General features: G+C 71.8%; 22 protein-coding genes and 1 tRNA gene. 11 read left to right on the forward strand and 12 right to left on the reverse strand.

All coding sequences use genetic code 11. From position 1 onward, the window contains the following. Positions 1-69: 69 nt before the first annotated feature. Positions 70-900, reverse strand: a complete 831-nt coding sequence (locus ASD19_RS01280; protein ID WP_055987976.1) for an oxidoreductase — start codon at positions 898-900, stop codon at positions 70-72. 66 nt (positions 901-966) lie between these two features. On the opposite strand from ASD19_RS01280, the gene ASD19_RS01285 reads away from it, so the two are divergent. Both ASD19_RS01285 and ASD19_RS01290 read left to right on the forward strand, forming a co-directional pair. Continuing rightward, positions 967-1,455: a hypothetical protein gene (locus ASD19_RS01285; protein WP_055987978.1), complete on the forward strand. Its 489-nt coding sequence runs from the start codon at positions 967-969 to the stop codon at positions 1,453-1,455. Between the two features lie 46 nt (positions 1,456-1,501). Continuing rightward, the gene (locus ASD19_RS01290; protein WP_055987980.1) at positions 1,502-2,008 is read left to right on the forward strand and encodes an NADPH-dependent FMN reductase; all 507 of its coding nucleotides are present in this window, start codon (positions 1,502-1,504) and stop codon (positions 2,006-2,008) included. 1 nt (position 2,009) lies between these two features. Here the strand turns inward: ASD19_RS01290 and ASD19_RS01295 are convergent, their stop codons facing one another. The 5 genes from ASD19_RS01295 to ASD19_RS01315 form a co-directional block, all read right to left on the reverse strand. Further along, complete coding sequence (locus tag ASD19_RS01295; RefSeq protein ID WP_055987982.1) at positions 2,010-2,498, reverse strand: MarR family winged helix-turn-helix transcriptional regulator; 489 nt, start codon at positions 2,496-2,498, stop codon at positions 2,010-2,012. Positions 2,499-2,544: 46 nt separating this feature from the next. Further along, positions 2,545-2,844, reverse strand: a complete 300-nt coding sequence (locus ASD19_RS01300) for a DUF1905 domain-containing protein (RefSeq protein WP_055987984.1) — start codon at positions 2,842-2,844, stop codon at positions 2,545-2,547. 57 nt (positions 2,845-2,901) lie between these two features. Further along, complete coding sequence (locus ASD19_RS01305; RefSeq protein WP_055987986.1) at positions 2,902-3,468, reverse strand: CDP-alcohol phosphatidyltransferase family protein; 567 nt, start codon at positions 3,466-3,468, stop codon at positions 2,902-2,904. A 54-nt stretch (positions 3,469-3,522) separates the two neighbouring features. Next, a tRNA-Gly gene (locus ASD19_RS01310) sits at positions 3,523-3,596 on the reverse strand. A gap of 138 nt (positions 3,597-3,734) precedes the next feature. Continuing rightward, positions 3,735-4,247, reverse strand: a complete 513-nt coding sequence (locus ASD19_RS01315) for a hypothetical protein (protein ID WP_055987988.1) — start codon at positions 4,245-4,247, stop codon at positions 3,735-3,737. Positions 4,248-4,399: 152 nt separating this feature from the next. Between ASD19_RS01315 and dcd the strand changes: the two genes are divergently transcribed. The 3 genes from dcd to ASD19_RS01330 all read left to right on the forward strand — a co-directional run bounded on the left by dcd (position 4,400) and on the right by ASD19_RS01330 (position 7,249). Continuing rightward, positions 4,400-5,005, forward strand: a complete 606-nt coding sequence (gene dcd / locus ASD19_RS01320; RefSeq protein WP_055987990.1) for a dCTP deaminase — start codon at positions 4,400-4,402, stop codon at positions 5,003-5,005. A 347-nt stretch (positions 5,006-5,352) separates the two neighbouring features. Further along, positions 5,353-6,087 carry a phosphonatase-like hydrolase gene (locus tag ASD19_RS01325; RefSeq protein ID WP_055987992.1) on the forward strand — a complete coding sequence of 245 codons (735 nt, stop codon included), beginning with the start codon at positions 5,353-5,355 and terminating at the stop codon, positions 6,085-6,087. 1 nt (position 6,088) lies between these two features. Next, positions 6,089-7,249 carry a zinc-binding dehydrogenase gene (locus ASD19_RS01330; protein WP_055987994.1) on the forward strand — a complete coding sequence of 387 codons (1,161 nt, stop codon included), beginning with the start codon at positions 6,089-6,091 and terminating at the stop codon, positions 7,247-7,249. Between the two features lie 50 nt (positions 7,250-7,299). On the opposite strand, the gene ASD19_RS01335 is transcribed toward ASD19_RS01330, so the two are convergent. From ASD19_RS01335 to ASD19_RS01355, 5 genes are all read right to left on the reverse strand, one after another. Continuing rightward, positions 7,300-8,040 (reverse strand): glycerophosphodiester phosphodiesterase, encoded by a 741-nt coding sequence (locus tag ASD19_RS01335; RefSeq protein ID WP_055987996.1) that lies wholly within the window; start codon positions 8,038-8,040, stop codon positions 7,300-7,302. A 77-nt stretch (positions 8,041-8,117) separates the two neighbouring features. After that, the gene (locus tag ASD19_RS01340; RefSeq protein ID WP_055987999.1) at positions 8,118-8,501 is read right to left on the reverse strand and encodes a YchJ family protein; all 384 of its coding nucleotides are present in this window, start codon (positions 8,499-8,501) and stop codon (positions 8,118-8,120) included. Further along, positions 8,498-8,842, reverse strand: coding sequence for a TfoX/Sxy family protein (locus tag ASD19_RS01345; RefSeq protein WP_055988001.1), 345 nt, complete (start codon positions 8,840-8,842; stop codon positions 8,498-8,500). The genes ASD19_RS01340 and ASD19_RS01345 overlap by 4 nt, the downstream gene beginning before the upstream one ends. Positions 8,843-8,934: 92 nt before the next feature. Continuing rightward, positions 8,935-11,223, reverse strand: a complete 2,289-nt coding sequence (locus tag ASD19_RS01350) for an immune inhibitor A domain-containing protein (protein WP_235562934.1) — start codon at positions 11,221-11,223, stop codon at positions 8,935-8,937. Between the two features lie 187 nt (positions 11,224-11,410). After that, entirely contained in the window at positions 11,411-12,031 is a 621-nt protein-coding gene (locus ASD19_RS01355) for a hypothetical protein (protein ID WP_055988003.1), read from the reverse strand. A gap of 89 nt (positions 12,032-12,120) precedes the next feature. Between ASD19_RS01355 and ASD19_RS14685 the strand changes: the two genes are divergently transcribed. Further along, positions 12,121-12,654 (forward strand): MarR family winged helix-turn-helix transcriptional regulator, encoded by a 534-nt coding sequence (locus tag ASD19_RS14685; RefSeq protein WP_230667601.1) that lies wholly within the window; start codon positions 12,121-12,123, stop codon positions 12,652-12,654. Here the strand turns inward: ASD19_RS14685 and ASD19_RS01365 are convergent, their stop codons facing one another. Beyond that, the gene (locus tag ASD19_RS01365; protein ID WP_055988005.1) at positions 12,655-14,052 is read right to left on the reverse strand and encodes an MFS transporter; all 1,398 of its coding nucleotides are present in this window, start codon (positions 14,050-14,052) and stop codon (positions 12,655-12,657) included. It abuts the gene before it with no gap. 174 nt (positions 14,053-14,226) lie between these two features. Between ASD19_RS01365 and dnaK the strand changes: the two genes are divergently transcribed. The 5 genes from dnaK to glgX all read left to right on the forward strand — a co-directional run bounded on the left by dnaK (position 14,227) and on the right by glgX (position 20,479). Beyond that, entirely contained in the window at positions 14,227-16,086 is a 1,860-nt protein-coding gene (gene dnaK / locus ASD19_RS01370; RefSeq protein ID WP_055988007.1) for a molecular chaperone DnaK, read from the forward strand. Further along, the gene (locus ASD19_RS01375; protein WP_055988009.1) at positions 16,086-16,739 is read left to right on the forward strand and encodes a nucleotide exchange factor GrpE; all 654 of its coding nucleotides are present in this window, start codon (positions 16,086-16,088) and stop codon (positions 16,737-16,739) included. The genes dnaK and ASD19_RS01375 overlap by 1 nt, the downstream gene beginning before the upstream one ends. Before the next feature lie 11 nt (positions 16,740-16,750). Beyond that, positions 16,751-17,734, forward strand: coding sequence for a DnaJ C-terminal domain-containing protein (locus ASD19_RS01380; protein ID WP_055988011.1), 984 nt, complete (start codon positions 16,751-16,753; stop codon positions 17,732-17,734). Between the two features lie 90 nt (positions 17,735-17,824). Continuing rightward, positions 17,825-18,277 carry a heat shock protein transcriptional repressor HspR gene (locus ASD19_RS01385; protein ID WP_055988013.1) on the forward strand — a complete coding sequence of 151 codons (453 nt, stop codon included), beginning with the start codon at positions 17,825-17,827 and terminating at the stop codon, positions 18,275-18,277. Between the two features lie 57 nt (positions 18,278-18,334). After that, on the forward strand, positions 18,335-20,479 hold the full coding sequence (glgX, locus tag ASD19_RS01390) for a glycogen debranching protein GlgX (RefSeq protein ID WP_055988015.1): 2,145 nt from the start codon (positions 18,335-18,337) through the stop codon (positions 20,477-20,479). The last annotated feature ends 68 nt before the right edge of the window (positions 20,480-20,547 follow it).

Consider the following 20,547-nt stretch of genomic DNA (forward strand, 5'->3'; position numbering starts at 1 on the left):
GCTTCCCACGGTAGGCGGGCGCGAGGACGCGGGGGATGGGCTTGACACGGCGGCGCGGACGCCGCGCGCTCAGACGCGGAAGACGCGCCGGATGACGGCGTCGAACGCCCGATCCGGGAGCACCCGGCGCAGGAGCACCGCCGGGGCCGCGCCGAAGCCGACCAGGTAGCGGGTCCGGGGGCGGCGCGCCGTCGCGGCGCGCACGATCGTCCGTGCGATGACGGCGGGATCCGAGGTCCGCGCGCCCGGCCCGGAGGTCTCCTCGAGCGTCGTGGCCACGCGGTCCGCGACCCGGGCGTAGGCGCCGCCGGCCGACGTCCGCCGCAGGGTGTCGGCGGCGATCGCGCCCCACTCCGTGCGGATCGACCCCGGCTCGATCACGACGACCCGGATGCCGAACGGTCGCGTCTCGAGCCGGAGCGCGTCGCTCAGCGCCTCGACCGCGAACTTGCTCGCGTGGTACCAGCCGCCGAGCGGCGTGACGAACCGGCCGCCCATCGAGCTGATGTTGATGATCGTGCCCGTGCGCTGCGCGCGCATGTGCGGCAGCACGAGCTGCGTCAGGCGCGCCAGGCCGAACACGTTGACCTCGATCTGGGCGCGCGCCTCGTCCATGGGCACGTCCTCGATCGCCCCGTAGGACCCGTAGCCGGCGTTGTTGACGAGCACGTCGATCCGCCCGGACTCGCCGATGATCGCGTCCACGGCGGCGCGCACGGACTCGTCGTCCGTGAGATCGAGCGGCAGGATCCTCACGCCCCGCTCCTTCAGACCCGCCATCCGGTCGACGCGGCGCGCGGCGCCGTACACCGTGTACCCCGCGGCCTGCAGGCGGAGGGCGGCGTCCTCGCCGATGCCCGACGACGCGCCGGTGACGAGCGCGATCCTGTTCCCGGTCATGTGGGGTCCCTTCCGTCGAGTCCGTGCGTCCATCCTCGCGTGGACCGCCACGGCTAGGGTGGCGCCATGACGAAGCCGGTGACCGTCCTCGCCGCGCTCGCCGCCGTGGCGTACGCGGCGGTCGGCATCCTGTCGATCACGGTGTGGGAGCCGATGGCCGCGATGCCGGGGCTGAGCCACGACGAGATCGTCGCGGGGATCGCGGCGGGCGGCGAGAGCCATAGTGCGGGCGCGACCGCCGCCGTCGTGTGCCTCGCACCGGGAGCGATCGCCGCGGTCGCGCTCGCCGCGCTCGCGATCGCGGGGCGCATGCGGCCGCTCACGGCCACGGTCTGGATCCTGGGCATCGTCGCGCTCGGACCCATCGCGTACTTCTGGGCGGGCTTCCCGATGGGCATGGCGGTCGCCGATGCGTTCCTGATCGGCGGCGCGAGCCGCACGCCGGTGCCGTACGCGCTCGCGGCGGTCAGCGCGCTCGCCGTGGCGCTCGTCGTCATCCTGTGCGTGGCGGATGCGCGGGGCCGACTCCGGGCGGCCGCCCCCGTTACCGAGTGAGTCGGATCCCTTGCCGCGCGGCGGCGCGACGCGGTGGGATCGGGGCATGACCGAGATCGCCGTCCTGGTGGGCAACCCGCAGCCGTCGTCGCGCACGCGCCTCGTCGCCGAGGAGGTGGCAGCACAGGTCGCCGAGCGCTCCGGCGCGACCGTGCGCCCGACCATCGACCTCGCGGACCTGGCCGACCGCATCTTCCGCTTCCCCGAGCCCGAGGTCGACGTGCTCCGCGACGACGTCGCGACCGCGGACCTGGTCGTCGTGGCGAGCCCCACCTACAAGGGCGCGTACACGGGACTGCTCAAGGCGTTCCTCGACCGGTACGGCACGAACGGCCTGTCGCGCGTGGCCGCGGTGCCGATCCTCACCATCGGCTCGCCCGCGCACACGCTGGCGGTGGAGCACACGCTGCGGCCCCTCCTGGTGGAGCTCGGCGCCAGCGTGCCCACGCGCAGCATCGCGTTCCCCGCCGCGGAGACGGACGACCGCGCGCGGATCGTCGGGGAGTGGCTCGACGCCGAGTGGCACCGCCTGGCGCCGGTGTTCGCCGGCTGACTCAGGCGAGCACGCGCAGCAGGCGCGCGAGCGTGCCCTGATCCTCGCGGCTGAGGCCGCGCAGCTCCTCGGCCTCGCGCAGCGCGAGAGCCGTCATCGCGGCGTCCGCGCGCGCCGACCCCTCCGGGCAGAGCCGCACGAGCACGCCGCGGCCGTCGCGCGGGTTCGGGCGGCGCTCGACCAGCCCGCGCTCGACGAGCTTGTCGATCCGGTGAGTCATGGCGGCGCTGCCGATCATCGTCGCTCCGACCAGCTGCATGGGCGTGAGCTCGTGCGGCGGCTCCTCGCGCCGCAGCGCCGCGAGGACGTCGAACTCCCATGCGGCGAGCCCCGCGCCGCGGAACACCTCGGCGCGCAGCTTCGCCAGCCGGTTTGCGGCGCGGCGCAGCCGCGACATCACGTCGAGCGGCGTCAGGTCGAGATCCGGCAGGCGCCGCGACCACGCGTCGATGAGCAGATCGACCTCGTCATCGCGGGCATCGGCGGGCATGGATCCACGGTAGCGGGCGCGCCATCGGGGCGGGGCCCGCGCGCGCTCACGCGTCGAGCACGTGCAGCCGCACGGTCACGCTCCCGCCGTCGTGGAGGCCCTCCGCCTCGCGCACGGCCTTCTTGAGCGGAAGCACATATGAGCCGCTCTTCGAGTCGGGGAAGATCGACGTCGCCCACTCCGTCTCGCCGACCCGCACCCGCACGCGCACGGACCCGAAGCCGCTGCGCGGCCGGGGGATCTCGCGGATGTCCTCGCTCAGCTCGGGCGGAACCGCGGTGAAGTACCAGGGCGAGTCGTCTCGCGCCTGCCACCGGAACACGACCGACTCGAACTCGAAGATCACGGCGCCGACCCTACCGCGCGGTGCCGACCTTGCCGCAGTGCGGGCATCCGCTCCGGCTCAGCGCCGCGGCGATCGCAGGATCGTGCGCATGTAGCCGACGCCGACCACCACGTGGATGACCGCCCCGACCGCGCAGATGACCTGGCCCGCGGTGGCGACGGCCCCCGCGCCGGGAAGCAGCCCGAAGCCGACGAGCGCGATGCCCGACATCATCACCGCGGTGCGGATCTTGCCGAGTCGCGTCACCTGCGGAGGCTGCGCGGGGCGCACGCTCAGGTACAGCGCGGTGAGCGCGATGTCGATCACGCCCACGGCCAGGGCCACCCACATCTGCAGATGGCCGGCGATGACCAGCGCCACCACGATTGCGACGACGCCGATGCGGTCCGAGATCGGATCGAACATGGCGCCGGTCCGGCTGGTCTGGCCGAGCCGGCGGGCGAGATGCCCGTCGACCCAGTCGGACCCACCGAAGACCACGAGGAGGACGACCGTCAGGACGGGGTCGCCGTGCCCCACGAGCAGGATGACGATGGGGACGACGAGCGCCAGTCGCAGGAGCGTGATCGCGTTCGGGATCGTCGCCCAGTCCCGCGAACGCCCGCTGCTCGGCTCTGTGCTCATCCGAGAACCCGCCTTCGACGACGAGACGACATCCGCGGATCCATGGATGTCATATGGAGGGGCTGACGGGAATCGAACCCGCGCTGTCTGCTTGGGAAGCAGAAGTTCTGCCATTGAACTACAGCCCCGTACGCGCCGGAGCGCGTGTCAGCCAGCATAACAGCGCTCATCCGAGGCTCGTCCAACCCGCGGTCGACCGCCGAACCCGCGTCCGATGGGACGCGGGTTCGGCAATCGGATGCGGGTTCGGCGCCGGGGCGCTGGGCTCAGCGCTTCTTCCGGCCGCCGGTCGCGGCGCGGGTGAGGCGGTTGAGCACCATGAGCGCGACGGCGCCGATCGCGGCGACGACCCAGGGCTTGCGCTTCGCGAACGACTTCGCCTCGGTCATCATCGTCTCGGGGTCGCGCTGCGACACCCAGTCCGACGCCTGCTTGAGGCCCTCGGAGGCCTTGCCGGCGAGATCGCCGACCACGCCCTCCTTCTGCGACAGCGACCCGACCTTGTCGCCGGCCGTGCGCAGCCCCTCGGCGACCTTGTGCTGCCCCGTCGCCGCCTGATCCGTCAGCTCGTCCTCGGCCTTGGCGGCGGCCTCCGCGGCGCGCTCCTTCGCCTCCTCGACCGTGGCGGCGGCCTCCTCGCGGGCGCTCGCGCCCGAGGCCTCCGCCTCCGCGCGGGCGGTGCCGGTGGTCTCGGCGGCCGCCTGCTTCGCCTCCTCAGCCGTGGTCGGGGCCGTCGTGTCGGCGCCTCCGGTGTGCGTCTGGCCTTGGTCCTGCGACATGCGCTTCTCCTTCCGACGTGGCTTGATCACCGATGTAACGCGAACCGGCCGCCGTGCGCCTCCCACTTGACGAGAGAGCCCGGCGTGTGCCACGGGGTCCGACCGGGGTCGCCGCGACGGCTCGAGCCGGCGCCGCCCAATAGGCTGGTGCCGTGCTGCTCTCGGATCGCGACATCAAGGCTGAGCTCGACTCGGGCCGCATCGGCCTGGACCCCTACGACCCGGCGATGGTGCAGCCGTCGAGCATCGACGTGCGGCTCGACCGGTACTTCCGGCTGTTCGACAACCACAAGTACCCGTTCATCGACCCGGCCGAGGACCAGCCCGACCTGACGCACCTGGTCGAGGTCGAGCCCGACGAGCCGTTCATCCTGCACCCCGGCGAGTTCGTGCTGGGCTCGACGTTCGAGGCGGTCACCCTGCCCGACGACGTCGCCGCGCGCCTGGAGGGCAAGTCGTCCCTCGGCCGCCTCGGGCTGCTCACGCACTCCACCGCCGGCTTCATCGACCCCGGCTTCTCGGGCCACGTGACCCTCGAGCTCTCGAACGTCGCGACCCTGCCGATCAAGCTCTGGCCGGGGATGAAGATCGGTCAGCTGTGCTTCTTCCGCCTCACCTCGCCCGCCGAGAGCCCCTACGGCTCGGGTGCCTACGGCAACCGCTACCAGGGGCAGCGTGGACCGACGGCGTCACGCTCGTTCCAGCGCTTCCACCGCACGGACGTCTCGGTGACGGACGCCGGTTCCGCCGGGTCCTAGGCGTCTCCGTGACGGACGCCGGCTCCGTCGGGTCCTGACGGTCGCGCGATCCCGCTGACCGGCGAGGCCGCGGCCGGCGCGTGACGCCCGCCGAGCCCTCCGCGGAAGGCTCGGTGAACGGCGGCTGAACAATGCCGCGAGCGGAATATTCCGGTCCGTACGGGGTGCGACGCTGGAGAAGGCCCGTCGGCGGAAGCGGGCCGGGACCCGCCCCCGGGCGGTCCCGGCAGCGCAGGCGACGGGCGGCGCACTGCGCTCGCACCACTCTCGGCACGGCTCTCGGATCGACATCGGATCGACTGGCATCCGCTGCCGGGCGGAGCGGGCCCCGAGAGAGGATCCACCGCATGTCCCAGGTAGCCGAGGCCGCCGTCCCCGTCGCGCAGCCGCTGTCGACCGTCGAGCTGGTCGTGCTCGACATGGCCGGCACGACGGTCCGCGACGACGGCGTGGTCGAGCGCGCCTTCCAGCGCGCCAACGAGCGCACCGGGGTCGCCGACCGGATGCCCTGGGAGGAGGCGCTGCAGTACGTGCGCGACACGATGGGCCAGTCGAAGATCGACGTCTTCACGCATCTCGCCGGGGGAGACCGCGCCCGCGCCGAGGAGGCCACCTCGGCGTTCGAGCGGGCCTACGCCGAGCTCATCACGGAGGACGGCGTGCAGCCGATCCCCGGCGCCCGGGAGCTTCTCGAGGACCTGCGCGACGCGGGCGTGAGCGTCGTCCTGACCACGGGCTTCGCGCCCGTGACGCGCGACGCCATCCTCGACGGACTCGGGTGGCGCGACCTCGTCGACGAGGCGCTCTCGCCCGTCGACGTGGGGCGCGGCCGCCCCGCGCCGGACCTCGTGCTCGGAGCCGCGCTCGTCGCGCAGGTCTCCGGCGTCGGCGCGATCGTCGTCGCGGGGGACACCGCGAGCGACGTGGCCTCGGGGCTCTCCGCGGGCGCCGGCCTGGTGGTCGGAGTGCTCACGGGGGCGCACGACCGCGCGGCGCTCGAGGCCGCGGGCGCGCACGCCGTGATCGACGACGTCACGGGGCTGCGCGCGCTCCTCGGCCTGCCCGAGCGCCACCGGGGCTGACGTGGCCTCGCCCGCCCTCGCCCAGACGCCCGCCCCTACGACGCGGAGCGTCTGCCTCACGCCGCCCGCCCTCGCGATGGTGTGGACCGGCGCCGGTCGCCCGCACGAGACCGTCGCCGTGCCGGGCGTCGGGCTCGGCGCGGGCGAGACGCTCGTGCAGATCGAGCTGGCCACGGTCTGCGGATCGGACATCCACACGGTCGAAGGACGCCGCGCCGCGCCGACGCCGCTCGTCCTCGGCCACGAGTACGTCGGCCGCGTGGTCGACGTGGCGGAGGGCGTGCGGGCCGTCGACGGCGCCGTGGTCCAGGTCGGCGACCGTGTGGTGTGGTCGATCATGGCCAGCTGCCGCGACTGCGACCGCTGCCGGCACGGCGTGCCGCAGAAGTGCCGCTCGCTCGTCAAGTACGGGCACGAGCGCATCCAGCCGCGGTGGGAGCTGACGGGCGGCTTCGCCACCCACGCTCACCTGCGCGACGGCACGACCATCGTGCGCGTCGGCGAGGCGCTGCCCGCCGAGGTCCTGGCGCCCGCGGCATGCGGCTCCGCCACCGCATGGGCGGCGCTCGCGCGGGCCGACGAGGTGGTCGACGTCGACGACGCCACGGTGCTGATCATGGGCGCCGGGCTCATCGGCCTGACCGCGTGCGCGATGGCGAGCGACCGCGGCGCGACCGTCGTCGTCGCGGATCCGGATCCGGCCCGCCGCGCGCTCGCCACCCGGTTCGGCGCGGCCCAGGCCGTGGACCCGACGGGACGCCGGGCGCTGGACTCCGCGCTCGCCGCCACCGGGGCCGCGGAGTTCGACGTCGTGCTCGAGGCCTCCGGCTCGCCGCGCGCCGTGCAGGCCGCGATCGACGCCGTGGGCGTCGGGGGAGTGGTCGTGCTGGTCGACAGCGTCTTCCCGTCCGACCCGGTGCCGCTGGACCCGGAGCGGCTCGTCCGCGGGCTGGCCACCATCCGGGGCGTGCACAACTACACCCCGCGGGACCTCGGCGGCGCCCTCGGCTACCTCCGCCACCACGCGGCGGAGCACCCGTTCGTCGAGCTGGTGAGCGCCCGCTACCCGCTCGCCCAGGTCGACCAGGCGCTCGCGGCCGCGGCCGCGGGCAAGGCCGTGCGGGTGGCGATCGACCCGCGCGACGCGCAGCGCCGCCGCTGACGCCGGATCCCCGCCGGCGCGACGCCGACGGGGATCCAGGCCAGGTGCGATCAGTCGTTCGCGCGCTCGAGGAGCAGGTTCTCGAGGCGGTCGGGGAAGTTCGTGATGATGCCGTCGACGTCCGAGTCCAGCAGACGCGTCATGGTGGCCGTGTCGTTGACGGTCCACACGTGCACGTCCATGCCCTGCGCGTGGACGGCGTCGATGTACTCCGGCGTGGCCTGGGCCCAGTTCGGGTTGATCTGGTCGGCCCACTCGGCGTACGCCGGCAGCGTCGCGACCGCGGGGGCGCCGAGCAGTCCGACCGGCGTCTCCGGCGCCAGGTCGGAGTACGTCTTCATCGACACCCTGTTGAAGCTCTGCACCGCGAGGCGGCCGCTCGCGAGCGCCGAGTCGACGTACGCGGGGTAGGACTCGAACACGTCGATGACCTTCTGCTCGACGCCGGGGTACAGCTCCGGCGCCTTGAGCTCCATCAGGATGCCCGAGCGGCTCGTGCGGACCTGCTCGATCATCTCGGCGAGGGTCGGCACGGTCTCGCCGGCGAACTCCGGGCCGAACCACGAGCCCGCGTCGAGCTGCTTCATCTCGGCCACGGTGAGGTCCGCGACGCGCCACGGCGCGCGGTCGGGGAAGACCTCCTCGACGTTCGTGGTGCGCGAGAGCGTGGTGTCGTGCATGAGCACCGGAACCCCGTCCTTGCTGAGCTGGACGTCCGACTCGATCCAGGTGGACCCCTGCTCGATGCCCACCTGGAACGCGGCGAGCGTGTTCTCGGGCGCATAGCCCATCGCGCCGCGGTGCGCGGTGGTGACGACGGAGGCGATCTCGGGCTGTGCGTCCGAGGCGTCGGCGCCGCCGCCCCGCGTCAGGCCGTGACGTCTCCGTCGACGTACACCCAGCGCCCGCCGCGCCGCTCGAAGCGCGCGTGCTCGGCGAGCGCGCCCATCGTCCGCTCGCCCTCGTGCTCGGTCTCGTAGACCGCGACGAAGTCGACCTCGGATCCGGAGGCGCCGACGATCTCGAGCCCGATCCAGCGGAGCCGGTCGTCGAACGTGAGCTCGCCCGCCGCCGGCCGCGTGCGCGGATGCCACGTGCGCAGCAGGTAGTCGGCGTCGTGCCGCGCGTACGCGCTGTAACGGGAGCGCATGAGCTCCTCGGGGGTCTCGGCGAGCCGCGCGCCGGAATGCAGCGCGCCGCAGCAGGCCAGGTACGCGCGCTCGCTGCCGCACGGGCAAGGATCGAACGTCACGCCGTGGCCCTCTTCGGGTTCTTCTCCTTGGGCGGCAGCTGCGCGACCCGCTCGACCGACGCGCCGATCCACTCGGCCAGCTGCTCGTCGGTCGGGTCGTCGACCGTCACGAAGCCGGCCATGGTCTTGGAGCCCATCGTCATCGGCTTCGCGCCGCGCGCGATCGCCTCGTCCATCCCGTCCCGGCCCACCGGGACCATGAGCGACGAGCGCGTGATGCCCGCATACATGTGCCCGCGCAGCATCCACGCGATGCCGCCGAACATCTTCATCTCGGTCGCGTCGTCCGACACCGGCGCGTAGGCGCGGATGCGGTCGGCGAGCTCCTCGTCGTAGGCCACGGGATCAGCGTACGTCGCGGTCGCGGCGCGGGAACGACGGACGCCGCGCCCCGGAGAACCGGGACGCGGCGTCCGCGCTGCGTCGAACGGGCTCAGCCCGCCGCGTTCACCTCGATCTGCATGGTGCCCTTGCGCTGGTTGGCGCCCAGGACCTCGATCGTCGTGCCCGTGCCGCCCACGATCACCGAGTGACGCGGGTTCGACTCGTCGTAGTAGGCGTACGGGTCGGTGTCGTCGAACACCGGCACGGCCTTCTGCGACGGCACGTTCAGCGTCTGCAGGCCGTCGGCCGTCTCGCGGTGCAGCGAGATCGCGTCGGTCTTGTCGAGGCCGAACGTGGAGTCGAACGACTGGATGCGGTTGCGCGCGTTCGTGCCATCCGGCCACGTGAGCGCCTTGGCGCGCGCGTCGACCGGCAGGGCCTCGCCACCGCCCGGGTGCTGCGACGTGTTGTTGTCGGCGTACAGCGAGTTCACGTACCAGACCAGCAGGCCGTCCTGGTACGGGAAGTGCTCGACCTTGTCCGGGCTCGAGGTCAGCCAGCCGAAGTTGTACGGGCCGGTCTTGAGCGTCGTGTCGTAGCCGCCGTAGACGCGGTTCTCGGCGAGGTAGAAGTGGCTGTACGGCTGGTGGTAGCCGCCGCCCTCGATCACCGAGAAGCCGTCGAGCGTCCAGTCGCTCGCGCCGTCATCCGTGGTCAGCGCGTCGCCCACGGCGATCGCGTCGACCTGGAAGCCCGGCTCGGTGGCCGCGACGTCGGTCCAGTAGCGGAAGCGGACCTGCGCGGTCTCGCCGGCGTAGGCCGACAGGTCGGCCGTGAGCGCCGTCCAGCCCTCCGTCGCACCGGTGATGCCGAAGCCGGCGTTCTGGCCGTTCGGGTCGGTCGTGGTCGACAGGTTCGTCTCGACCGGGGTCCACGTCTCGCCGTCGGTGCTGACCTCGAGGTAGGCGTAGTCCCAGTCCACCTCGATGTCGTAGTTCACCTGGGCGGTCAGCTGGCCGCCGGCCGGAACCGTGAACGCCGGGCTGGTGGCCGTGTTGTCCAGGTTGTCGCCCGAGCCGGAGAACAGGTGCTTGGTGCCCTCGTAGGCGTCGCCGACCTCGATGAACTCCTCGCCGTCGGGCAGGTTGACCAGCACGGCCTGCGCGCCGAGCGTCGTGGCGTGGAACGCCGGCCCGAGCGTCAGGGTCTCGGACGTGCCGGGCTCGACGGTCTCGTAGTCGAGCCAGCCGAGGAACAGCTTCTCGTGCGGGCCCATCTGGTTCGGGGTCGTGCCGATCGATCCGTCGCCGTGGCCGAGCCACGAGCCGGAGCTCATGAGCGTCCAGAACGCGGTGCCGTTCTCGCCGCCCGCGGTGTCGTAGTAGTCGGGAAGGCCCAGGTCGTGGCCGAACTCGTGCGCGAACACGCCCAGACCGCCGTTCTCGGGCTCGGTCGTGTAGTCGCGGATCCAGATGTCGGTGTCGCCGATCTGGATGCCGCCCAGCGGGTCGTACGCCGAGGGTCCCCACTGCCAGAGCCCGTCCTGGCCGACCGCCCAGCGGTGCGACCAGATGGCCCATTCGGGTGCCCCGGCCTCCTCGCCCGTGCCGGCGTGCACGGCCTGGAAGTGGTCGATGTAGCCGTCGGGCTCGTTCGCGATCCCGTCGCCGTCGACGTCGTAGCGGTCCCAGACGTCGTACGTCTGCAGCTCCGCCACGATCTGGTCGCGCGTCTTGCCCGCTGCGACCTGAGCGTCGTACCAGGCGTTCGCGGTGTCCTGGATGAAGCGCGTCATGTCGGCGTGCGACTCGGTCTGGCCGTACGAGGCCTCGTTGTTCTCGACCTGCACCCAGTCGGACACGCCGCCGGCGAGGTCGAAGCGGCCCGACGACATCTCGTCGTAGACGCCCGCCATCGACTCACCGTCGCCGAAGAACATGTCCTCGAAGTGGGCCTTCGAGAAGTCCGGAACCCAGTAGGTGGAGTTGTCCTCGGCTGTGGGCTCCGGGATCTCGTTGTGCACGGGACCGGCCGGGGCGTCCGGGTAGCGCTCGTCGATCGCGTCGCCGAACTCCACCAGGATCGTGAACAGCTGCGCTGTGTCGGCGGTGCCGTATTCGACGAACTGGCCGGCCTTGAGCTCGACCACATCGGTCGCCGCCTTGCCCTTGCCTCGCGTCTTGACCTTGGCCTCACCCGTCGCGACGAGCTGCGCGGCCTTCTGCTTCTCTGCAGTGCGCTTCTCGGCGAGCGGATCGGGGCGGTTGTGGCTGTGGGTCTCGCCCTCGGGTTCGGGGGCGGCGGTCGCCGGTGCCGCGGTCGCGGCGGTCGGAGCGAGGAGCGAGCCGGCCAGCAGGATCGCTGCTGTGCCGAGCGCGCACGTGGTACGTGTCTTCACTGTTCCTCCGGGGATGATCCGGGCGGCCACCATGGCCGTCCGCACCGACTGCACCCCGGGCACCACCGGATGCCCGGAGGGGACTTGCACAGTCGTTTCCCCACACTTTCACAGGAAGTCATTTCGGAGAAGTAGATCGGTATGGCGGATGGGGAGCGGTTCCCATCCGCCATGCCGAAAGCGCCGCTCAGCAGGCGCGATGGCCGCCGAAGGCGTGGTGGCCATGGTGGCCGTGGTGGCCGTGGCCGTGGTCGACGTCGAAGCCGTGGTGGTGGGTGCGGTGGCCCCGGGAGCCGCGGCCGTGGTCGCCGTGGTGGGCGCGGTGGGCGCGGTGGGCGAAGCCGCGGCGCCGGTGCCCGCGGGCCCCGAATCGGAGGACCGCCGCATCGTCGCCGCCGAGCTCGCGCGCGATCGCCTCGAGCGTCCGCAGCGTCGTCGCGTAGTCCTCGTCGGGGACGACGCCGGAGACCCGGGCGCGCACGCCGTCGACCTTCTCGGCGAGACGCGCCTTGGCCGCGCGGCCCTCGTCGGTCAGGGTCCACTCGCCGTCGACCGCGGCGACCCAGCCGCGCTCGGCCAGGCGCACCAGGCGCTTCGGGCGGCGCGAGACGCGGCCGCGGATGCGCTCGGCGAGCGCCGGGTCGATGTCGCCCGCGAGCGCGTTCAGGATCATCCAGTCGCGTCGGTCGACGCGCTCGCCGGCGAAGGCGGCCTCGAACCCGCGGCCGATGAGGCCGTCCACCGCCCGCAGCCAGAACCCCAGAGGGCGGCCGTCGGCGGAGGCGGGGATGTCGTTCGTGTTCTCCATGGGAGCTCCTCACGTTGTATGTCTATAGGCATGTATATGCACAGTGACATGGATTCGAATGTATGTCAAGTCGCATGTATCGTGGGGGCATGGCCGTGAACGACTCAGACGCCGCCCGCATCGCCGATGCGCTCGCCCGCGTGCGGCTGCCGCGGCGCCCGGGCGGGCCGGTCGGCGGTCCCTTCGGCGGGGAAGGGCCGCATGGTCATGGCGGCGGCCACGGCTTCGGGCCCCACGGGCATGCGCACGGCCACGGGCCCGGCCCGTTCGGCCCCGGTCCCTTCGGTCGCGGCGCGGCGCGGATCCGGCTGCTCGAGACGCTCGCGTCGGCGGAGGCGCCGCTGTCGGTCGGCGAGATCGGCGAGCGCCTGGGGGTGGATCAGCCGCGCGCGAGCCGCCTCGTCCAGGCGGTCGTGCATGCGGGCGAGGCGCGGCGCGAAGCCGATCCGGCCGACGCGCGCCGCACCCTCATCGCCCTCACGGACGCGGGCCGCGCGACGGTCGCGCAGTCCACCGGCGCGCGCGTCGAGGCCGTCGAGCGCGCGCTCGCGGGCTTCGCCCCCGAGGAGCGCGCGCAGCTCGCCGCCCTCCTCGGGCGCCTCGCCGACGCCTGGCCCCGCTGATCAGCGCACGGGCTTGACCGGCAGCAGGAGCAGCAGGCCCGCCAGCAGCACCAGGATGATGCCCAGGATGCCGAACGACGTCGCTCCGCCGGCGACGATCAGAATCGACCACATCGCCGAGGCCATCCAGCTCGCGGCGCGGCCGGTGGTGGCGTAGAGGCCGAAGATCTCGCCCTCGCGGCCCGCGGGCGTGACGCGGGCGAGGAACGATCGCGACGCCGCCTGCGCGGGTCCGACGAACGCGCACAGGATGAGCCCGCCGATCCAGAACACGATCGTGCCGAGGTCGACCAGGAAGAACACGGCGAGGCCCGCGACCACCATGGCCGACAGGGCGAACACGATGACCGTCTTGGCGCCGAAGCGGTCGTCCCAGCGCCCGGCGACGATCGTCGAGACACCCGCGATCAGGTTCGCGGCGATGCCGAAGATCACCAGATCCAGAAACTCGAACCCGAACACCTGGGCCGCGATCACGGCGCCGAACGCGAACACGCCGCCCAGGCCGTCGCGGAACACCGCGCTCGCCAGCAGGAACCACCCGGTGTGCCGCGTCTCGGGGTTCCGGAACAGGCCGGCGACGTCGCGGACCAGCAGGCGGTAGGAGGCGAAGAACCCGACCCGTCGCTCGGGGCGCCCACGGGACGGCTCCGGCACGGCGAGGAAGATCGGGATCGAGAAGACAAGGGCCCACAGTGCGCAGCCGACCGCGATGATCCGGAACGGCAGGCCGCCCTCCTCGGAGAGCCCGAACCAGTCGGCGGAGTAGAACACCACGACCAGCACCAGCGCGACGATGCCACCCAGGTAGCCGAAGCCCCATCCGAGCCCGGAGATGCGGCCGATGGTCTTCGGGGTCGCGATGCCGATCAGCATGGCGTTCGAGTTGACCGCCGCGATCTCGCCGAACACCGTGGCGGCCGAGATGAGCGCGACGCCCAGCCAGAACAGCGCGGGCGTGGGCTCGACGAACCACAGGCCGAGCATGCACGCGATCAGCGCGCCCGTGCCGATCCCCAGCCACAGCTTCTGCCGGCCCGCCGCGTCGGCGCGCTGGCCGAGCACCGGCGCGACCGCGAGGATCGCCAGGCCCGCGATCGTGCCGCCCCAGCCGAGGCCCGATGCCAGGTCGGCGAGCCCCGCCGTCTTCGCGGGGTCCCCGTCGGGCAGCGACTGCAGGCCGGCGGGGAGGAACGCGTCGGTCGTGAGGAACAGCGCGGTGTAGATGAACGTCAGGATGACCGTGTTGAACGGCTGCGTCGCCCAGTCCCACAGCGCCCACGAGTAGACCTGGCGCTTCGGCGCGGGGCGTCCCTCGCGCAGGTCGAGGCCCATGACGGGCACGGCGCCGCTGTCCGCTGTCGGCGGCGGGGTGACGGGGGACGGGTCGGACGTCATGAGTGGAGCGTAGGACCGCGCGGTGAACGGACGGTACCGCCACGCGGTCGGCCGAAGTTGAGCCGAGGTGTATCAACTTTGTTTGACAGCCCGAGCGGCCCGCAGTACAGTTGAGCCAGCGCGGCTCAAGATCGCGTGCAGGCTTACCGGCTGTCCAGCAGAAAGGAGAACAACATGGCACGTGCTGTGGGTATCGACCTCGGAACGACCAACTCGGTCGTGAGCGTCCTCGAGGGCGGTGAGCCGAAGGTCATCGCGAACGCCGAGGGCTTCCGCACGACCCCCTCGGTCGTCGCGTTCACCAAGGACGGCGAGGTCCTCGTCGGCGAGACCGCCAAGCGCCAGGCCGTCACCAACGTCGACCGCACGATCGCGTCGGTCAAGCGCCACATCGGCACCGACTGGACGTTCGAGGTCGACGGCAAGAAGTACACGCCGCAGGAGATCTCGGCGCGCATCCTGATGAAGCTCAAGCGCGACGCCGAGCAGTACCTCGGCGACACGGTCACCGACGCCGTCATCACGGTGCCCGCGTACTTCAACGACGCCGAGCGCCAGGCCACCAAGGAGGCGGGCGAGATCGCCGGCCTCAACGTGCTGCGCATCATCAACGAGCCCACCGCGGCCGCCCTGGCCTACGGCCTCGACAAGGGCAAGGAGGACGAGCTCATCCTCGTCTTCGACCTCGGCGGCGGCACGTTCGACGTCTCCCTCCTCGAGGTGGGCAAGGACGACGACTTCTCGACCATCCAGGTCCGCGCCACGGCCGGTGACAACCGCCTCGGCGGCGACGACTGGGACCAGCGGATCGTCGACTGGCTGATCCAGCAGTTCAAGGCCACGACGGGCGTGGACGTCTCGGGCGACAAGATCGCCCTGCAGCGCCTCAAGGAGGCCGCGGAGCAGGCGAAGAAGGAGCTGTCGAGCTCGACCTCGACCAGCATCAACCTGCCCTACCTGTCGCTCACCGAGTCGGGCCCCGTCTCGCTGTCCGAGACCCTCACGCGCGCCAAGTTCGAGGAGCTCACGAAGGACCTGCTCGAGCGCACCGTCAAGCCGTTCGAGGACGTCATCCGCGAGGCCGGCATCAAGGTGTCCGACATCGCCCACGTGGTGCTCGTCGGCGGCTCGACCCGCATGCCCGCCGTGAGCGACCTCGTCAAGCGCGAGACCGGCAAGGAGCCCAACAAGGGCGTGAACCCGGACGAGGTCGTCGCCGTCGGCGCCGCCCTGCAGGCCGGCGTCCTCAAGGGCGAGCGCAAGGACGTGCTGCTGATCGACGTCACCCCCCTGAGCCTCGGCATCGAGACCAAGGGCGGCATCATGACCAAGCTCATCGAGCGCAACACGGCCATCCCGACCAAGCGCAGCGAGACGTTCACGACGGCCGACGACAACCAGCCGTCGGTGTCGATCCAGGTGTTCCAGGGCGAGCGCGAGTTCACGCGCGACAACAAGCCGCTGGGCACGTTCGACCTGAACGACATCGCGCCCGCCCCGCGCGGCGTGCCGCAGATCGAGGTCACGTTCGACATCGACGCGAACGGCATCGTGCACGTGTCCGCCAAGGACAAGGGCACCGGCAAGGAGCAGTCGATGACCATCACGGGCGGCTCCTCGCTGCCCAAGGAGGACATCGAGCGCATGGTGCGCGAGGCCGAGGAGCACGCGGCCGAGGACAAGAAGCGCCGCGAGGCCGCCGAGACCCGCAACCAGGCCGAGACCCTGTTGTACTCGATCGAGAAGCTGATCAAGGACAACGAGGACAAGCTCCCGGCCGACGTCAAGGAGTCGGTGCAGGCCGACGTCGACGAGCTCAAGAAGGCTCTCGCCGGCGACGACGACGAGGCCGTGAAGACCGCGTTCGACAAGCTGAACCAGAGCCAGACCAAGCTCGGCGAGGCGATCTACGCCCAGGCGCAGGCCGAGCAGGCAGCGCCCGCGGGCGACGCCCCCGCCGGTGAGCAGACCGCCGCCGACGAGGACGTCATCGACGCCGAGGTGGTCGAGGACGACGAGGACAAGAAGGCCTGATGAGCGACAAGGACCGCAAGCCCGTGAACGACGGCGACGAGGTCCGGCCCGCAGCCGAGGGGGCGGAGGTGCAGGACACCGCCGCCCCCGAGGCGCAGGAGGAGCAGGTCTCCGAGGAGACCGCGGATGCCGGTGCCGAGCCGACCGCCGAGGAGACGGCCGAGTTCGAGCTCACCGTCGACGACATCCTGAACGCCGACCAGCTGGAGGAGGCGGCCGAGCAGGTGAAGAGCGACTACGAGACGCAGCTGCTGCACGACCTGAAGCGCCTCCAGGCGGAGTACGCCAACTACCGGCGTCGCACCGAGGACCAGCGCCACGTCGAGGTCGCCCGCGCGAAGGGAGAGGCCGCCCGCGGCCTGCTGCCCGTGCTCGACGACCTCGCCCGCGCCGAGAAGCACGGCGACCTCGCGGAGGGCACGCCCTTCGCCGCGATCGCCGAGAAGGTGCGCGGCGTGGCCGAGCGCCTCGGCGTGATCGCGTTCGGCGAGGCCGGCGAGGCCTTCGACCCGCAGCACCACGAGGCGATCTTCCAGCAGCCGACGCCCGGCGCGACCGAGACCACCGTGCTCGAGGTCGTCGAGGTCGGCTACCGCCTGGGCGACGTCGAACTGCGTCCGGCGAAGGTCGTCGTCGCGGTGCCGGCAGAGTAAGCGAGGCGCCGATGGCCAGTCAGGACTGGTTCGAGAAGGACTTCTACAAGGTCCTGGGGGTGTCGAAGGACGTCAGCGCCGCCGAGCTGAAGAAGGTCTACCGCAAGCTCGCGCGGCAGTATCACCCGGACTCCAAGCCCGGCGACACCGCCGCCGAGGCGAAGTTCAAGGAGATCAGCGAGGCGTACTCGGTGCTGTCCGACCCGGCCCAGCGCGAGGAGTACGACCAGATCCGCGCCATGGGCTCGGGCGCGCGCTTCACGGCGGGCGGCGGCTCGGCCGGCGGCTTCGACGATGTGTTCAGCATGTTCACGCAGAACCGCGGGTCGGCCGCCGACTTCGACGACATCTTCGCGATGTTCAACCAGGGCGGCGGCGGCCGGTTCGGCACGGGCGGATTCGGCCAGCCCTCGGGAGGCTTCCGCGGCTACGGCGGGCCTCACAAGGGCGCCGACGTCCGCGCGCGCACCACGATCGACTTCATCACCGCGGCCAAGGGCGAGACGATCACGCTGCAGAGCGAGGACGGCAAGCCGTTCAAGATCAAGATCCCGGCCGGCGTCGCGGACGGGCAGAAGATCCGCCTGCGCGGCAAGGGGCGCCCGTCGCCCGACGGCGGCGAGAACGGCGACATCGTCGTCGAGGTCGCGGTGCGGCCGCATCCGGTGTTCAAGCGCGAGGGACTCAACCTCCGCGTCGTGGTGCCGGTGACGTTTGCGGAGGCCGCCCTCGGGGCGACGATCGAGGTGCCGACGCTCGGCGGCGAGCCGGTCAAGCTGCGCGTCGCCCCCGGCACCCCGTCGGGGCGCGTGCTGCGCGTCAAGGGTCGGGGGATCACGACGCAGAAGGGCACCGGCGACCTGCTCGCCGAGGTCCAGGTCGTGGTGCCCTCGCACCTCGACGACGCCGCGCGCGAGGCGCTCGAGCGCTTCGTCGAGGTCGGCCCGCAGGGCAACCCGCGCGCCGAGATCATGGCCAAGGCACAGGGCTCATAGCCTGAGGAGGATGTCTCACTTCGTGCCGGAATCCGGCCCGGATTCCGGTACGAAGTGAGACACGGCGAGGACAGCGAGGAGGTGGGACGGATGAGCGACACGTACGACGTGGATGAGGACGCGCCCGTCTTCGCGATCGCCGTCGCCGCGGAGCTGGCGGGGATGCACCCCCAGACGCTGCGGCAGTACGACCGCATCGGGCTCGTCGTCCCCAGCCGCACGCGCGGAGGGTCGCGCCGGTACTCGGCGCGCAACATCCAGCAGCTGCGCGAGGTCGCCAAGCTGTCGGGCGAGGGGATGAGCCTCACGGCGATCGCGCGCGTGCTGGACCTCGAGGACGAGGTGCGCGACCTGCGGCGCCGCGTCGCCGAGCTCGAGCACCGCCTGCGCGCCGAGATCGAGAGCCGCCCGGGCGCGCGCGTCTTCGCGGCCGGGGCGACCGGGTCGGTCGTGACGCTGCGGGCGGAGACGCGCGTGCGTCGCAGCGCCGAGCTCGTGCTGTGGCACCCGCCGCAGAACTGGCGCGCCGCGCGATCCGGATGACGGCATCTCGCGCGCCGGTGGAGAGAGCGGTTCCACTGAGCGGGCAGAATGGGCGGGATGAGCCCTCAGAGCTGGACGAGCTGGGGTCAGACCGCTAAGGTCTGGCCCGGTCGGAACTGGCCGCTCGGCGCGACGTGGACGCCCGAGTCCACGAACTTCGCGGTGTACTCGCCGAACGCGACCGGCGTGACGCTGTGCCTGTTCGACGACGACGGCTCCGAGCGGCAGTACGAGCTGACCGAGCACTCGCAGGGCATCTGGCACGGCGCCCTTCCCGACATCGCGCCCGGCCAGCGGTACGGCTACCGGGTGGACGGCCCGTGGGATCCCGACAACGGCTTCCGGTTCAACCCCCACAAGCTCCTGCTCGACCCGTACGGGCTCGCGACGAGCGGCACGATCATCGCCGAGCAGCCCATCTACGGAGCGCGCGAGGACGACCCGGCCGTGCGCGACGACACGGACTCCGCCGGCTACACCGGGCGCAGCGTGGTCGTGGACCCGTCGTTCGACTGGGAGGGCGACACGCCGATGAAGCGCCGCTGGCGCGACACGGTCATCTACGAGCTCCACGTCAAGGGCTTCACCAAGCTGCACGACCGGATCCCGGAGCACCTGCGCGGCACGTACGCGGGCCTCGCCGAGCCCGCCGTGGTCGAGTACCTGCGCGACCTGGGCGTCACAGCGGTCGAGCTGCTGCCGGTGCAGCAGTTCTTCTCGGAGCCGGCCCTGCTCGAGCGCGGCGTCGTGAACTACTGGGGCTACAACACCCTGTGCTACTTCGCTCCCGACGCCTCGTACAGCTCGTCGGGCGACCGCGGTCAGCAGGTCGCCGAGTTCAAGCACATGGTCAAGTCGCTGCACCGGGCGGGCATCGAGGTCATCCTCGACGTGGTCTACAACCACACGGCCGAGGCCGGCCCCAACGGCCCGACCCTGTCGTTCCGCGGCTTCGACGACCGCGGCTTCTACAAGCGCGTGATCGCCCAGGACGGCGGCTTCGACGACCGGTACTGGGACGTCACGGGCTGCGGCAACACGGTGAACACCTGGAACCCGCTCGCGCTGCGCCTCATCCTGGACTCCCTGCGGTACTGGGTGACCGAGATGCACGTCGACGGGTTCCGATTCGACCTGATGTCGGCGCTCACCCGCACCGGCTACGACGTCGACTTCCAGAACGCGCTGCTCATCGCGATCGATCAGGATCCGATCCTGCGTCACGTCAAGCTGATCGCCGAGCCGTGGGACACGTCGATGGACGGCTACCTGGTCGGCAAGATGCCGCCGCCGTGGGTCGAGTGGAACGACAAGTACCGCGACACGATCCGGGACTACTGGCGCGGGCACGCGCCCATCCGCGACGTCGCGACCCGGCTCGCGGGTTCCAGCGACCTGTACGCGGACGACGGCCGCTCGGCCTACAACTCGGTGAACTTCATCACGGCGCACGACGGCTTCACGGTGCGCGACCTCGTCTCGTACGACCACAAGCACAACGAGGCCAACGGCGAGCACAACCGCGACGGGACGGACAACAACCGGTCGTGGAACCACGGCGTCGAGGGCGAGACGGACGACCCGGACATCCTGGCCCTGCGCCGCCGCCAGGCCGCGAACCTCATGGTGACGCTGTGCCTGTCCAACGGCGTGCCCATGCTCACGGCGGGCGACGAGCGCGGGCGCACGCAGGGCGGCAACAACAACGCCTACTGCCAGGACAACGAGATCTCGTGGGTCGACTGGCGGCCGGACGACGCGTGGCTCGACGTGTACGAGATCACGAAGGCTGCGCTCAAGCTGCGGCGCGAGCACCCCGCCCTGAGGCAGCGCCACTGGTTCGAGGGGCGGCCCATCATCAAGGACGGCCCGAACGACCTGGCCTGGATGCACCCGGACGGGCGCGTGATGCGCAGCGCCGACTGGCACGACCACCACCTCCGCACGATCGGGATGTTCCTGTCCGGCAAGCCGCTGCGCGAGCCGGGCCCCCGCGGCGAGCAGCAGATGGACGCGTCGTTCCTGCTGTGGTTCAACGCGGCGGATCACGCGGTCGACATCACGCTCGCGATGCAGGAGTGGGAGCCCGCGGGGCGCGTGGCGCTGTCGACCGACCCGGAGATCGCGGTCGGGGCGGTGTACCCCGCCGGCGGCACGTTCCGCATCGGGGCACGCTCGGTCGTCGTGCTCGAGTCGGCCTGAGCCGAGGGGCGCTTCAGGCGTTTCGTCTCCGCTCGCTGGCGCTCGCTCCGCTCAACGACCGGGGGACA

This window comes from Microbacterium sp. Root53 (assembly GCF_001426925.1).
Classification (GTDB): domain Bacteria; phylum Actinomycetota; class Actinomycetes; order Actinomycetales; family Microbacteriaceae; genus Microbacterium.

Bases quoted from the DNA above. Each gene is read 5' to 3' on its own strand.
- ASD19_RS01285 (WP_055987978.1), top strand. From the start codon at position 967: ATGACGAAGCCGGTGACCGTCCTCGCCGCGCTCGCCGCCGTGGCGTAC.
- ASD19_RS01315 (WP_055987988.1), bottom strand. From the start codon at position 4,247: ATGTCGCAGGACCAAGGCCAGACGCACACCGGAGGCGCCGACACGACG.
- ASD19_RS01290 (WP_055987980.1), top strand. From the start codon at position 1,502: ATGACCGAGATCGCCGTCCTGGTGGGCAACCCGCAGCCGTCGTCGCGC.
- ASD19_RS01365 (WP_055988005.1), bottom strand. From the start codon at position 14,052: ATGACGTCCGACCCGTCCCCCGTCACCCCGCCGCCGACAGCGGACAGC.
- ASD19_RS01325 (WP_055987992.1), top strand. From the start codon at position 5,353: ATGTCCCAGGTAGCCGAGGCCGCCGTCCCCGTCGCGCAGCCGCTGTCG.
- ASD19_RS01375 (WP_055988009.1), top strand. From the start codon at position 16,086: ATGAGCGACAAGGACCGCAAGCCCGTGAACGACGGCGACGAGGTCCGG.
- dnaK (WP_055988007.1), top strand. From the start codon at position 14,227: ATGGCACGTGCTGTGGGTATCGACCTCGGAACGACCAACTCGGTCGTG.
- ASD19_RS01385 (WP_055988013.1), top strand. From the start codon at position 17,825: ATGAGCGACACGTACGACGTGGATGAGGACGCGCCCGTCTTCGCGATC.
- ASD19_RS01335 (WP_055987996.1), bottom strand. From the start codon at position 8,040: ATGGGCTATGCGCCCGAGAACACGCTCGCCGCGTTCCAGGTGGGCATC.
- ASD19_RS01355 (WP_055988003.1), bottom strand. From the start codon at position 12,031: ATGGAGAACACGAACGACATCCCCGCCTCCGCCGACGGCCGCCCTCTG.
- ASD19_RS01280 (WP_055987976.1), bottom strand. From the start codon at position 900: ATGACCGGGAACAGGATCGCGCTCGTCACCGGCGCGTCGTCGGGCATC.
- ASD19_RS14685 (WP_230667601.1), top strand. From the start codon at position 12,121: ATGGCCGTGAACGACTCAGACGCCGCCCGCATCGCCGATGCGCTCGCC.
- ASD19_RS01305 (WP_055987986.1), bottom strand. From the start codon at position 3,468: ATGAGCACAGAGCCGAGCAGCGGGCGTTCGCGGGACTGGGCGACGATC.
- ASD19_RS01380 (WP_055988011.1), top strand. From the start codon at position 16,751: ATGGCCAGTCAGGACTGGTTCGAGAAGGACTTCTACAAGGTCCTGGGG.
- ASD19_RS01295 (WP_055987982.1), bottom strand. From the start codon at position 2,498: ATGCCCGCCGATGCCCGCGATGACGAGGTCGATCTGCTCATCGACGCG.
- glgX (WP_055988015.1), top strand. From the start codon at position 18,335: ATGAGCCCTCAGAGCTGGACGAGCTGGGGTCAGACCGCTAAGGTCTGG.